This window comes from Sphingorhabdus sp. EL138 (assembly GCF_945862485.1).
GTDB lineage: Bacteria > Pseudomonadota > Alphaproteobacteria > Sphingomonadales > Sphingomonadaceae > Sphingorhabdus_B.
Genome location: NZ_CAMAYF010000004.1, coordinates 119,689 through 133,577 on the forward strand (window position 1 = coordinate 119,689; position 13,889 = coordinate 133,577).

Genomic DNA, 13,889 nt, shown 5'->3' on the forward strand with positions numbered 1-13,889 from the left:
AACCTCGAACTGTCATCCAGTTTCGATTAGAATCTCAGCGTATTCGTTGCCCACTAGGTCTGCTTACAAAAGAGACTGCGCAGCGCGGTTGATCTTGTGCACAGGTTCCCTCGGCCTCAAGACACGCCCCAATCAGCTCAGACGCTCTCTAAAACGATTAAAGCGGCGTTAAAACTGACATCCTAACAAGATGGAGCGTCGTTTCACATGCCAATGGACTATTTTGCGGCAAGTGTAACAGCAACAAGCGGGGCCTTGTCTGGGTCGGATGCGATGTATGCTGGGTTAAACCGCTCGGCCCATGCTTCTGCTTCCTTTAACCATTCAATATGCACGTCTTCATACGGCAGGTTGTGTGTGCCCTTTGGCTGCTCGACATATTTAAAATCTATGCCTTCTTTCTTACCCGATCCCTTCAGTCGCGATACGAGTGTCCGCGATTGTTCAATAGGAATACGCGCGTCCCGTAAGCCCGCAACAATCAAGATCGGGGACCAGGGCCCATCCGTATTACGCGCGGAGGATATGCCTATCAAGTCGTCAGCCGTCGCCTGAAAATTGGCACCGAAGTCACCAAAAGCCCGCGTGTCATATGCCTTCATCATTGGGAAGTCGTAAACACCGGCTCCAGCGATCGCACATTTCCATTTATCTGGATCGCGCTGCGCACCTCGCGCTGTGGCATAGCCACCATAAGACCAACCCATGAGGCAGGCACGCTTGGGATCGATTAACCCCGATTGACCAAACCAAGTCAGTACATCATTCAAATCATCCTGCATCCGTAAGCCATAGCCATTGGGCTTACGGCCTTCCTTTACGAATTCCTTACCATAGCCGCCTGAACCTCGATAATTGGGCTGTATAACGACATAACCAAGCTCAGCCATCGCCTGATGCCATGGAAAGAATCCAAATTCTTCCTGATCACGAACACCGTAAGGCCCACCATGCGGCATAACAATTACGGGAAGTTTTTGGCGGCTTGGTCTGTGGCGTGGGTAAGTGACGACGGCTTCCATCTCCAGACCGTCGGATGCTTTGTAGCGGACAGAATTAGTAGGGTTGAGTTCAAATTCCTTAATGACCGGGTGCGCCCAGCCAACAAGGTTCAAATTACCAGATTCCGTATCGAAGAGATAATAGCCGCCGGGGGCGTTCACCTTAGCAATTCGCATGAGGATTTTCGTATCCCCATCATTGGTAGAGAGAATCTGGGCATTTCCACGACCAAAATCTTCATCCATGAGTTTCTGGACTTCGGCCAGACGTGGGTCAAACCAACGCGTGCGCTGTTTCGTCGATGTATACGCAACCCCTGCTATGGCATTATCAGCCTCATTGGAGATGATACCATCAATATCATACCCTTTAACCCCGAATATAGGATCCCCTACGATCTGTATCGTCTTCAAATTTACTTTATAGACTTTACGAAATCCATCCTTGTTGCTCGTCGCATATGCCATGTCTGGCTCATCAAGGAAGATGTCAGGTATAATTTGCGTTCCTGTAAAAGTGGTATCCGCTTCGTTGGAAACGGTCTTCATCACGCTGTTGCCATCAGACCTGTACATTAAGCGCTGTTTGCCACTGTCACTATCGTTACCGACGCCAGCGCGAATGACACCTTTACCGTCAACAAGCCAGCTTCGAACCTCAACATTTTGCCGCATGATCGTTTTGAATTTTCCAGAACGGACATCAACTTCGATTACCTCAGGATTACCGCTGTAGCTCATATCCTTTAAGGTATCGCGGGAGACAAGAATCGTCTCCTTTTCGTCGTCGATGAACAAAATGCTAACACCACTTCCGCGAGCGCCATCCCATGCCAACGGACTTATTTTTTTCGTTTCTAGGTCATAAGTGACTAAACGCAAAACGTCCGAACGGCGGCCGCCGATGATTTCACGCGACACAACTGTGAAAATGATCGTTCGGTTACCGACAAAACGCCATGACGCAATCGCACGGTCACCTGCCTCTCTAAACTCCTCTGCTTGAGCGAAAAATATGGGTGCTGATCCAGGTTTGGTAGCATCAATAAAGCCGAGGTAATCCACCCCATCTTTCGTCATCATTACTGCAATTTTGGTTCCGTCAGGGGAAAGTCGAGGAGAACGCATGAAAGGGCGCTTACCAAACACTGCCGTTTCTACCCTTCCGCGTGGAGCATTTACGACTATCGTCTGACTATCAGCCGCCTGCGCAGCTATATTCACTAAAGGCGCAGTGCTTTCGGCTACCACAGGCGCAAAAGTTGAAGGTGCTGCGGCGCCTAAAAACAATGCGGCCAATTTCGCTTTTCTCATAATCTCCACTCACCCGCGATGTTACATGTAATTACTTTATGTTATAGTTTTGATAGTGGCAGACGCAAGAGAGATGACGCGCTCGATGGGAATGTGTTCACAACAATTATGTTGCCACAGCTCCTAATCAAAAACGGGCAGGCGATATCAGCAAAGTCTGGTCTGCCGGAGCCTAGCTGCATTAAATTTCAAAATACACACATCCATACAAATCATCATTAACTGGCATCGCAGCAGTAAAAAAAGGGCGCCAAATTAGGCGCCCTTTCATTTCATTTAGGACACTAAGTGTCAGAAGTTTGCGTTGATTCCGAAGAAGAAATTCCGGCCAAAGCTGTCGAACGGATCACCGCCAGCGGTTCCAAGCAAACCAAGTGGTGGCTGCTTGTCCAACAGGTTGTTCACGCCAGCAAAGAAACGGAAGTCGTTGCTGATGTTAACACCAACGCGGATGTCGTGATACAAAACGTCTGGGTAATGAACTTGCGGGAACGCGTCAGCATTAGCTGGTGCCAATTCCACAATGTTACCCAAAATTGGGTCGCAGGTTACGCCCTCCCGTCCAGTCTGGCCACGGAAAGTACCCGTCAGCGGGCATTGTCCCATATAATTGTTCTGCGCTTCATATGAGCCGATAGTCATCTTGCCGATGTAGCGAGCTGCATACAAAACGTCGAAGTCACCGAAATCATAGCCAGTTGAGAAGCTAGCCGACCACTCTGGATCGCCTAATTCGCCGAGCTGACGATTTGGATTAGCTGGGTTCGTTGGGTCTGTGTAGTTATCCAAACGCAATGCTTTTGTAGCAATGAGACGCGCTGTCAAACGATCACCATTCTCAAAAGTCTTGCGATAGGCGAGGTCGAAATCGACACCCCGTGTACTTTGCTTCGCAAAGTTTATCCCGCCCGAGATAACAGCCGGCTTAACAAACAGACCAGTAACAGCGTCGCGCTTCACGGTTGAACAGAAAGGATTGTTGATCCCGCTGGCGTTTGAATAGCACAGGCTGATAATGGACTGTGCAGACAAAGAGGCGATCAGGTCTTCAACTTCAATCTTGTAATAGTCGACCGTGAGGCTCAGGCCTGGGATGAAGCTGGGTTGAGCTATAAAGCCGAGCGTCAAGCTCTTACCCTTTTCCTCAATTAAGGTCGGGTTACCGCCTGAAAGGAAGCCGGTCGAAGAGGTTCGCGCCGTACAGTTAACAAATGGCGCGCCCAAAGCAACCGGGAACGCAGTGGATGCGCAAGCGGTAACAAGCGCAGCATTAGCGGTGGTTGGAACACCTGCAGCAGCACAGTTGGCAGCTGTTGTACTACCCGGTGACACAAGATCACACGGATCTGAGATTTGTGCGAAGTTTTCTGACGCTGCAGAGAATAAATCACCCTGCGTTGGTGCACGAACAGACGTAGCATAAGCGGCACGGAAACGCAGATCTTCGATTGGGGCATAAATACCCTGCACATTGTAGGCATATACCGTTCCGGTGCGCGTGTTGTAATCAGATACGCGGCCAGCAAAGTTCAGCGACAATTCCTTTGCGAAGGAGACATCCTTCAACAATGGAACCTGAACTTCGGCATAAGCTTCCTTGACCACAAATTGTGGTGGATTGAAGTCCTGCAAAGCGTTCAAGAAGGTCGCGCCGCTGGATGTTAATGCATCATAATCGACGCTCGCCTTTTCCTTACGATATTCAGCACCCAAAGCGAAAGCAACTGGTCCGCCTGGCAATTCAAAAAGCTGTGACAAATCACCGCCAACAAACGCAGATGCCACAAACTGACTTGCGAATTCATCCGTCCGGCCTTCCGTGTTGATGAAATCTATTGCACGGGCATCCGAGCGGCCCTGACCGAATACGTTCACAGGCACACAAGCAGTGTTAACGTTCGAAACAGCATTCACAGCGCAAATTACGCGCTGACCAGCAGCATTGGTTACAAAGTTTGTACCAGTGAAGGTGGATGGCGCGACAACAGCATCAACGGCCAAGTTAAAGCCATCGAACGCGGTGCCAGCTTGATTGAAGATGACCAAGTTGTTGGTGTTGAAACCAACAGCTTCGAAACGGCCATAGTTAACAGCCAGTTCGTAGTTCCAATCTTCGTTAAACGTACCTTCTACGCCGCCGACTGCCCGATATGTTTCACGCGTGCCTTCAAAACGACGACCACCCAAGTCTATGTTGAAACGTGCAAGTGGGAACGTGCCAGTTGCCAAATTCGAGCAAAGGCCATTTTGTTGCAGGACCAAAATATTTTGGCCACTCAAAAACCCGTTATTACAACGAAATGCGGGTCCGCCCAATGTGCCAGGAACGCTGGTGAAGAAACTTGGTTGGCCTTCGCCAGCAACTTCAGTGCGAACATATTTGGCTTCGATGAAAGGCTTGAACGCATCTGATACATCATAATGCGCCATAAAGTTTGCGGCATAACGATCTACTGCGGCCAAGAGGCTCCCAGTGTTGCGCAAGGTGGAGCCGAAGCCACCTTGTGTATTGCCGGAGCCAACACTTGAAAAGTTGACTGTAGGTGTATCAATGAAAAGGTTGCCCGCGTCATCAAAGCGGAGGAACCGTCCACCGCTCAAACCGCCTACGGTACCCGCATCGGAAATAGTTCCGTTACGAATGCCGCATAGGAAAGTGCTGTCTGGAATACCATCAGTCGCACTAAAGCCGACTTCGCCGCCTGCAGCACCCTGCGCGTCGGTCTGCTGGAATTGGCAGCGGCCATTTGCTGCCCCAGTCAATCCTTCGCGCTGATACATCAATAGAGGCTCTTGACGCGTATATTCAACGGCAACTGATACGTTACCACGGCCATCCGCGAAATTCTGCCCAGCGACACCGCTCACGAAATATGTGCCACGATCACCGCGTGAAGAAATTCCGCCCTGTGAACGCAGTGTGATACCATCAAAGTCGCGCTTCAAGATGAAATTGACAACACCCGCAACTGCGTCCGAACCGTAAATTGCGGAGTTACCGCCAGTTACAATGTCGATGCGCTCCACAAGGTCAGTTGGAATTGTGTTAACGTCAAAGCCGTTGTCGCCGGGTGTTGATGTCACGTGACGGCGACCATTTACGAGAACAAGCGTACGGTCTGTGCCAAGACCGCGAAGATCGAGAAGGCTTAGACCTGCGGTGCCGATAAAGCGGCTAGAGTTACCCGAGCTGAATGTGGAACGGAGCGATGGTAGATCGTTCAATGCGTCCCCAAGCGACAACTCGCCAGTGCCTGTAAGATCTTCAATCGTCACAGATGTCAAAGGAACGGCTGACTGCAACGTTGGTCGCGCAATGCGTGAACCAGTCACGAGGATGGGCTGAGACACCACTTCCTCTTCTGCTTCTTCTTCCGCCTCTGTAGCGACCTCTTCGTCAGCCTTTGCCGGATCACTTGCGGCCGCGCTCTGCGCGAATGACGGAAGTGCAGCAAATAAAGCGAAACTAATTGCAGACCCTGCAATCAACAAACGTGTCTTCTTCATATTTAAGCTCCCCAGCTTATTTTTGACCTAATTCTACGGCCGAACATCCGCTTTGAAAGCCGAACGTAATTTCCTATATTATCTTGTAAACCAAGGTAAATCAAGAGTGCAACCAACGCTGTCCAAAATGCGAAGTTTCTTTTCAGATGTTGCTGTTATGCAACAGTGCTCATCAGGCGTTCATCGAAGCCCGCATGTTTCGTTGCGTTCAAAAAATGCCGAAGGCCGTTATGCAGGTTCACACCATGCCCGCGGCTGGAGGTATAATTCACCAATGTTGCAGTGCACTATGGCTTGATGCTATCAGGGTGCAACATTACCGGAAGGACCAAAGATGGCACGTACGGCCAACAAAAATGGTGATGGCCCAATCATCATTAAAAAATACGCTAACCGCAGGCTGTATAATATGCAGTCGTCGAAATATATTACGCTTGATTTCCTTGCAGATCTCACGCGCAAAGATATTGATTTCAAGGTACTTGACGCCAAATCCAATGAGGATATCACGCACGGCGTCTTGACGCAGATCATCATGGATGAGGAAAATAGCGGGCAGCAAATGTTGCCGGTTGGCTTCCTGAAGCAGCTGATCGCAATGTATGGTGACTCCATGCAAGGCATGGTGCCGCAGTTTTTGGAAACGTCGATGGACAATTTCCGCAAGAACCAGCGACAGGTTCAAGAAGTGATTGAAACAGCTATCACCTCTGGTCCTTTTGGCCATTTGGCAAAGCAGAATATCGAATTTATGCGCTCTGCGCGGGAAGCGTTGATGCCAAATTTGGGTAACCTCACGGGCAAAAAGCCCGAACGCGACGAAACCGTTGCCGAGCTAAAACAGCAGATCGCGGCGCTACAGGCGCAAATTGATAAAATGGCCGCTGACCGCGCCTCATAATTCCCTCAAAGATAACAGGTAAGATTTTGATAAAACATGCTTTAAGCGTCACCCGCGCGCAGAATTTCTCTGGCTGGTATCAGGAAGTCATTTCGGAGGCCGATTTGGCCGAGGAATCCGGTGTGCGTGGATGCATGGTCATCCGGCCTTGGGGCTATGGCATGTGGGAACGTATCCAAAAGCTTATGGACGCAGAGATTAAGGCCGCTGGCGTTGAAAACTGCTATTTCCCATTATTCATACCCTTATCCTTCTTTGAAAAAGAGGCCGACCATGTCGAAGGCTTTGCCAAAGAAATGGCGGTTGTCACGCATCACCGCCTTATCAGTGATGGCAATGGCAAGCTGATCCCTGATCCAGGATCGAAGTTAGAGGAGCCGCTTGTCGTGCGCCCCACATCGGAAACGGTGATTGGCGCAGCGATGAGCCGCTGGGTACAAAGCTGGCGCGATTTGCCTTTGATGGTGAACCAATGGGCCAATGTTGTGCGCTGGGAAATGCGGACCCGCATGTTCCTGCGCACCAGCGAGTTTTTGTGGCAGGAAGGGCACACCGCCCATGTGGATCGCCAAGATGCGATGCAGGAAACGATGCGCGCGCTGGAAATGTACCGTGCTTTTGCCGAAGGTCCGCTGGCGATGCCCGTAGTCGCTGGAGAAAAGCCTGAGAATGAGCGCTTCCCCGGCGCGGTTGCAACCTACAGCATCGAAGCGATGATGCAGGATGGAAAAGCGCTACAAGCGGGTACTTCGCATTATCTGGGCACGGGCTTTGCCGAAGCATCCGGCATTAAATATCAGGATAAAGACGGCAATCAGCAATTCGCGCATACGACAAGCTGGGGGGTCTCCACGCGCATGATTGGCGGCGTCATCATGACCCATGGCGATGACGATGGCCTGCGCTGCCCGCCGCAAATCGCTCCACATCAGATCGTCATCATTCCCATGTTGCGCGATAATGACGAAGACGAGGCTGTATTGGCATATTGTCGCAGCCTGCGCGCGGAATTGTTGGCACTCAACGTTTTTGGCGAACCTTTGCGCGTGTTGCTGGATACAAAGGCGACGAAGGCGTCGAACAAGCGCTGGGCCTGGGTCAAAAAAGGCGCGCCGATCATTGTTGAGGTGGGGCCACGCGACATGGGCGAGGGCAAGGCCGCGGTCATCCGCCGCGATAGCCTGTATAAGGACGACGGCAAGCTTGCGACTGCATTCACGCCGCGCGCCGAATTTGTTATGTCTGCGCCCGGGTTGTTGGAGGATATCCAGAGCAATTTATATACCGAGGCAAAAGCGCGGTTAGAGACCAATATTCACCGCGACGTGATGGATCTTGCCCAACATTTTGCCGGCGATGAGGCCGGTTTTGCAGGCTGGGTTGAGGTGCAATGGTCACGACCAACTGGTACGGCGCTCGACGCCATAGTGGCACAACTCAAAGCCTTGAAAATCACCATGCGCAACAGCCCCATCGACGCCTTACCCGCCGACGGCCCCTGCTTCTTTACAGGCGCGCCAGCGGTGGAACGAATACTGATTGGGCGGACTTATTAGAGCATGACCAAATATGCGCAATTTGAAGGCCTCCCCACCCGAGATCAGATCCTTGAATTTATCAAAATATCAAAGGACCCTGCGGGCAAACGGGAAATTGCGCGGGAATTTGGCTTGCGCGGGCATGAGAAAATCGCGCTGAAGGCCTTGTTAAAGGACATGACCGACGAAGGGCTGATTGACATGGCCCCGGGCCGTGCCTTTCATAAAATGGGCGGCCTGCCGAAGGTTACGGTGCTCAAGATTGTTGCGATTGATGGCGATAACACTGTCGCTGTACCGGAGCATTGGGAAGCCGAAGGCATTCCATTACCCAAAATTCGGGTGATAGAAGCCAAAGGCAAGCGTGGCGCCTTGGGCATTGGTGACCGCATATTGGCGCGCACCGAAGAGCGTGGCAGCGGCCACGTCGCGCACGTCATGAAGAAGCTGGCAAAAGGCAGCGAGCAGATTTTGGGTGTGGTCGAAGGCGGCGAAAATGGTCGTTTCTGGCTAAAGTCCGTCGACAAGAAAGCGCGCTTTGATACGCAAATTGGTGACGTTGGCAATGCGAAGGCCGGGGAACTCGTACTCGCCGAATTGACGGGCAACGCACACAAGAAATCGGCTCGGGTCACGCAAGTTTTGGGTGACCCATTTGCGCCTAAAAGCTTCAGCCTGATCGCCATCCACAAATTTGGCATTCCGTTTGAAATGCCCGAGGCGGCGGAACGCGAAGCAGGGCGCGTCCGCGAATTGCCGGTTACGGACGACCATCGTGAAGACCTGCGCCATTTACCCATCATTGCCATAGATCCACGCGACGCGCGCGACTTCGATGACGCTATCTGGGCGACCCCCAATGCCGATACCGGCGGCTTTGATGCTATCGTCGCGATTGCCGATGTGAGCTATTATGTCCGTCCCGGTAGCGCATTGGACCATGAAGCATCGAAGCGCGGCAACAGTGTCTATTTTCCCGACCTTGTCGTGCCGATGCTACCGCACGCACTGTCTTCGGACAAATGTTCGCTCAGGGCAGGGGAGGATCGCGCCGTGATCGCCTGCCACCTTGCTATCGGCAAAACTGGGCAAGTGACGTCATGGCGTTTCACGCGCGCTATCGCGCGAATTGCGGCCAATATTCCTTATCCAGACGCCCAAGCCGCTATCGATGGGCAGATGGAAAATCCATTGCTAGATACGGCGCTCAAGCCGCTTTGGGCGTGCTGGAGATTGCTTTCTAAGGCGCGGAACAAGCGCGGGCCGCTGGAGCTCAATCTACCAGAAAAGCGCATTACACTTGACGATCAAGGCCGCGTCACGGGCGTTGCCGAGCGCGAACAGTTGGAAGCACATCGTTTGGTCGAAGACTTCATGATCGCCGCCAATGTCGCCGCCGCTAAAGCGCTGGAGGCAAAGAAATCCTCGTTGATATATCGCGCGCATGAACCGCCAAGCCGTGAAAAACTGGTGGCACTGAAGGAATATCTGAAGACTTTTGACATCGAATTTGCGCTTGGTCAGGTGGTCAAGCCTGAGACATTCAACAATATCCTCGAAAAAATCATCGAAGAAGAAGTGCGTCCGCAGATCATGGAAGCGGTGTTGCGCAGCCAGACGCAAGCTTATTATGGCCCCAATAATGTTGGCCACTTCGGCTTGTCATTGGGCAGCTACGCCCATTTCACCTCACCAATCCGGCGCTATGCCGACCTTATCGTGCACCGCGCATTGGTGAGCGCTTACGGGCTTGAGATGCCTAAGCCGAAAATCAACGATGTTGAGCCTATAACGGGCTTGACCGAGGCTGCGATTACGAAGCTTGCGGCCACCGCAGAAGCCATCAGCCGCACCGAACGTCGCGCGATGGAAGCGGAGCGGGAAACGACAGATCGTTATATCGCGGCCTATCTTTCCGCGCATGTTGGGCAAATCGTTCAAGCGCGGATTACGGGTGTTCAGAATTTTGGATTTTTCGCAACCGTACAAGGGGTCGGCGGCGACGGATTGGTGCCTGCCTCAACCTTGGGTAAGGATTATTTCCATTATGACGAGGCCAGCCAGACACTGATTGGCGAAAAAACACGGCAGGAATATCGGCCGGGCATGTGCCTTGAACTGCGCTTGGCGGAAGCGAACCCGATTTCAGGGTCGCTGCGCTTTGAATTGCCGGAGGGCGGAAGCTACGCCCCCGATCGGTTTAAGCATAAGGGCAAGCCCAAGGCGGGCAAATATGATGCGGGAAAGCGCGGTAGGCCGGGGAATATCCGGCATCAGGGAAAGAGGCGTTAGGCGGGTTACGCAAAGCGTTCCTGAAGACTTTAACTCAATTCATCCAATTGTGCGTCGCTAAGCGATCCGGGAATAACCATGACAGGGCAGGGTAAGGTCCCTGCATTTACGCCCGTAAAGTGGCTAATTAACGGACCAGGCGCGCCTTGGGCGGCGGCACCCAGCACGAGCGCGGCGATACCGGGATGTTCCTCCAACATGACTTTTACAACGTCAATAGCCTCGCCGGGCTTAACGGTAATATCGGGACGAACGCCCATTTCGTCGAAGATTGAACCTGCGGCCGCGGTTACAAGCTGCTCCGCCCGGTCGCGCGCTTCTGCTTCCATTGTCGCCTGAACACCCCCCCAAGCGACAAAATCCGCTTGCTCAACAAGCGCCAAAATATGAACTGCGCCGGCCGTTTTGGCCGCCCGGCGCGATGCAAAACGCAAGGCAAGCCGTGCTTCCTCGGTTTCGTCGATAACCACCAGATATGTCCGCATTATTTCCCCCGGAGCTCGCTTCGCCCGCAGCCTTGCATGAATTCGTATAGACTGCGCGAAATTTGAAGGATTGGCAACCTCATCACGCTTGACGCTTGGGAAAGCTTGGCTATGCGGAGAACTATAACGACGACCATAAAAGGCTAGTATTCGATGTATATAGAACTCAAAATGCCCGCCCTTTCTCCCACGATGGAAGAAGGCACATTGGCTCGGTGGCTGGTCAAGGAAGGCGACAAAGTGTCTTCCGGAGATTTGCTGGCCGAAATTGAGACCGATAAGGCGACAATGGAGTTCGAAGCCGTTGATGAGGGTATCGTGACCCAGATATTGGTGGCTGAGGGAACCGATGGCGTGAAGGTCGGCGCGGTTATCGCGATGATTCAGGGTGAGGATGAGGAAGCAGCGCCCTCTGCTGCTGCGCCGGTCCAACCCGTCCCGCCTGTCGTAGCGGAGAAGGTTGTTCCAAGCGCGCAGGCCGCAGAGCCGACCGCGGCAGCGCCCCGTCCGCAGGCGGCCGCAGCAAGTCCCGCGCCATCGCAAAGCAATGACCGCGTTAAAGCGAGCCCACTTGCCAAACGTATTGCCGTCAACAAGGGCCTTGATCTGACCGCCGTCGCTGGCACAGGCCCGAATGGGCGTATTGTGAAAGCTGATGTGGACGCGCTCTCTGGCGAGGGCCGAAGTCCAGTCGCGGCTCCCGCGTCGAATGCTGGCCTTCGTGCAGAAGCGCCCGTCGCAAAACTCGCGGCAATTAACACCGACATTCCGCATGCGGTCGTCAAGCTCAGCAATATGCGCAAGACCATCGCGCGCCGCCTGACCGAGAGCAAGCAGCAAGTGCCGCATATTTACCTGACGGTAGATGTCCGCCTTGACGCCTTATTAAAGTTGCGTGGCGAATTGAACGCCAGCCTTGAAAGCCGCGGCATCAAGCTGTCGGTCAATGATATGTTGATCAAGGCGCTGGCGCTGACTTTGATTCAAGTGCCTGCGTGCAATGTCAGCTTTGCCGGCGACAATATGCTGCAATATAGCCGCGCAGACATCAGCGTCGCGGTATCTGTGCCGACTGGCCTGATAACCCCCATCGTTACGGACGCTGCAAACAAATCGCTGTCCAAAATCTCGACCGAAGTGGCCGAGCTTGCAGCGCGTGCCAAGGATGGCAAGTTGCAGCCGCATGAATATCAAGGCGGCACAGCGTCTATTTCCAACATGGGTATGATGGGCATCAAGCAATTTGATGCTGTCATCAACCCGCCACAAGCGATGATCCTCGCGGTCGGGGCAGGGGAAAAGCGGCCCTATATTGTCGATGACGCTTTGGCCATTGCCACGGTTATGAGCGTTACCGGCTCCTTCGATCACCGCGCCATCGACGGCGCAGACGGCGCGATGTTTATGAAAGTGTTCAAGGAACTGGTGGAGAATCCTTTGGGGTTGGTGGCGTAAAATGTCTGATTATGATCTCATCGTCCTTGGTTCTGGTCCCGGTGGCTATGTTGCCGCCATCCGTGCTGCGCAGCTTGGGCTGAAAGTCGCTATTGTCGAGCGCGAAAATCTTGGCGGCATTTGCCTCAACTGGGGTTGCATCCCGACCAAGGCGTTGCTGCGGTCGGCCGAAATTTATCATTATATGCAGCATGCGGGCGATTATGGCCTGACTGCGGCGAATATCAGCGCCGATATTGACGCGGTGGTCAAGCGGTCGCGCGGCGTTGCAAAGCAGTTGAATCAGGGCGTGACGCATCTGATGAAGAAAAACAAAATTACCGTCCATATGGGCGACGGCAAGTTGACCGCGCCTGGCAAATTGACTGTCACCAAAGACGGCATGGCTGAAGAATTGACAGCAAAGAACATAATCATCGCCACCGGCGCCCGCGCGCGAGATTTACCTAAAGCGAAGGCTGACGGAAAACGCATCTGGACGTATCGTCATGCTATGGTGCCAACAGAAATGCCGACTAGGTTACTGGTTATTGGTTCGGGTGCCATCGGTATAGAATTTGCAAGTTTTTACAATGATATGGGCGCAAAAGTCACCGTCGTTGAGATGATGGACCGCATTGTACCCGTCGAAGATGCGGACGTTAGCGCGTTTTTGGAAAAAGCGCTTAAACAGCAGGGGATGGACATTCGCACGTCTGCGGGGGTCGGTTCAGTCACGCCGTCTGAAACAAGCGTATCTGTTGAGATAAAGGGCAAGGATGGTTCCGTTACGACAGAAGAATTCAGCCATGTCATCGTTGCCATTGGCATAGTTCCCAATGTTGAGAATATTGGACTTGAGGATTTGGGCATAGAGCCCGACAAGCGCTTCCACATTAAAACGGATCCCATGGGCCGGACCAATGTCCCAGGCATCTGGGCAATTGGTGATGTTACCGCTCCGCCATGGTTGGCGCATAAGGCAAGCCATGAAGGTGTAATTGCGGCCGAAGCTATTGCGGGGGGTCATCCGCATGCGATGGATCCGATGAACATTCCCGGCTGCACCTATTGCCATCCGCAAGTCGCGAGTGTTGGCATGACGGAGGCGAAGGCTAAAGAGGCTGGGTTCGATGTCAAAGTCGGCAATTTCCCGTTCTTGGGCAATGGCAAGGCAATCGCTTTGGGTGAGGCAGAGGGCTTCATCAAAACGGTGTTTGATGCGAAGACTGGCGAATTGCTGGGCGCGCATATGGTGGGCGCGGAAGTCACCGAGTTAATTCAAGGCTACACCATCGGCAAAACCGCCGAGTTGGTTGAAGCCGATTTCATGCACACCGTATTCCCGCACCCAACCTTAAGCGAGATGATGCACGAGAGCGTGTTGGGCGCGTATGGCAAGATGCTGCATATGTGA

At 52.8% G+C, this 13,889-nt stretch carries 8 protein-coding genes; 5 read left to right on the top strand and 3 right to left on the bottom strand.

What is annotated here, in order from left to right; translation table 11 throughout:
- Nucleotides 1–218 precede the first annotated feature (218 nt).
- Both Q0O33_RS03275 and Q0O33_RS03280 read right to left on the bottom strand, forming a co-directional pair.
- Nucleotides 219–2,315 (bottom strand): prolyl oligopeptidase family serine peptidase, encoded by a 2,097-nt coding sequence (locus Q0O33_RS03275; protein ID WP_295495997.1) that lies wholly within the window; start codon nucleotides 2,313–2,315, stop codon nucleotides 219–221.
- 291 nt (nucleotides 2,316–2,606) lie between these two features.
- Complete coding sequence (locus tag Q0O33_RS03280) at nucleotides 2,607–5,822, bottom strand: TonB-dependent receptor (protein WP_295496000.1); 3,216 nt, start codon at nucleotides 5,820–5,822, stop codon at nucleotides 2,607–2,609.
- A 334-nt stretch (nucleotides 5,823–6,156) separates the two neighbouring features.
- On the opposite strand from Q0O33_RS03280, the gene phaR reads away from it, so the two are divergent.
- Genes phaR through rnr form a run of 3 tightly spaced genes read left to right on the top strand, consistent with a single transcriptional unit; the run spans nucleotide 6,157 to nucleotide 10,553 of the window.
- Nucleotides 6,157–6,723, top strand: coding sequence for a polyhydroxyalkanoate synthesis repressor PhaR (gene phaR / locus Q0O33_RS03285; protein WP_295496003.1), 567 nt, complete (start codon nucleotides 6,157–6,159; stop codon nucleotides 6,721–6,723).
- 26 nt (nucleotides 6,724–6,749) lie between these two features.
- The gene (gene proS / locus Q0O33_RS03290) at nucleotides 6,750–8,279 is read left to right on the top strand and encodes a proline--tRNA ligase (protein WP_295496006.1); all 1,530 of its coding nucleotides are present in this window, start codon (nucleotides 6,750–6,752) and stop codon (nucleotides 8,277–8,279) included.
- A 3-nt stretch (nucleotides 8,280–8,282) separates the two neighbouring features.
- Nucleotides 8,283–10,553 (top strand): ribonuclease R, encoded by a 2,271-nt coding sequence (rnr, locus tag Q0O33_RS03295; protein WP_295496008.1) that lies wholly within the window; start codon nucleotides 8,283–8,285, stop codon nucleotides 10,551–10,553.
- A 29-nt stretch (nucleotides 10,554–10,582) separates the two neighbouring features.
- Here rnr and Q0O33_RS03300 read toward each other — a convergent pair whose 3' ends face one another.
- The gene (locus Q0O33_RS03300) at nucleotides 10,583–11,038 is read right to left on the bottom strand and encodes a universal stress protein (RefSeq protein ID WP_295496011.1); all 456 of its coding nucleotides are present in this window, start codon (nucleotides 11,036–11,038) and stop codon (nucleotides 10,583–10,585) included.
- Nucleotides 11,039–11,191: 153 nt separating this feature from the next.
- Between Q0O33_RS03300 and Q0O33_RS03305 the strand changes: the two genes are divergently transcribed.
- On the top strand, nucleotides 11,192–12,493 hold the full coding sequence (locus Q0O33_RS03305) for a pyruvate dehydrogenase complex dihydrolipoamide acetyltransferase (protein WP_295496014.1): 1,302 nt from the start codon (nucleotides 11,192–11,194) through the stop codon (nucleotides 12,491–12,493).
- Nucleotide 12,494: 1 nt separating this feature from the next.
- Nucleotides 12,495–13,889 (top strand): dihydrolipoyl dehydrogenase, encoded by a 1,395-nt coding sequence (gene lpdA / locus Q0O33_RS03310; protein WP_295496017.1) that lies wholly within the window; start codon nucleotides 12,495–12,497, stop codon nucleotides 13,887–13,889.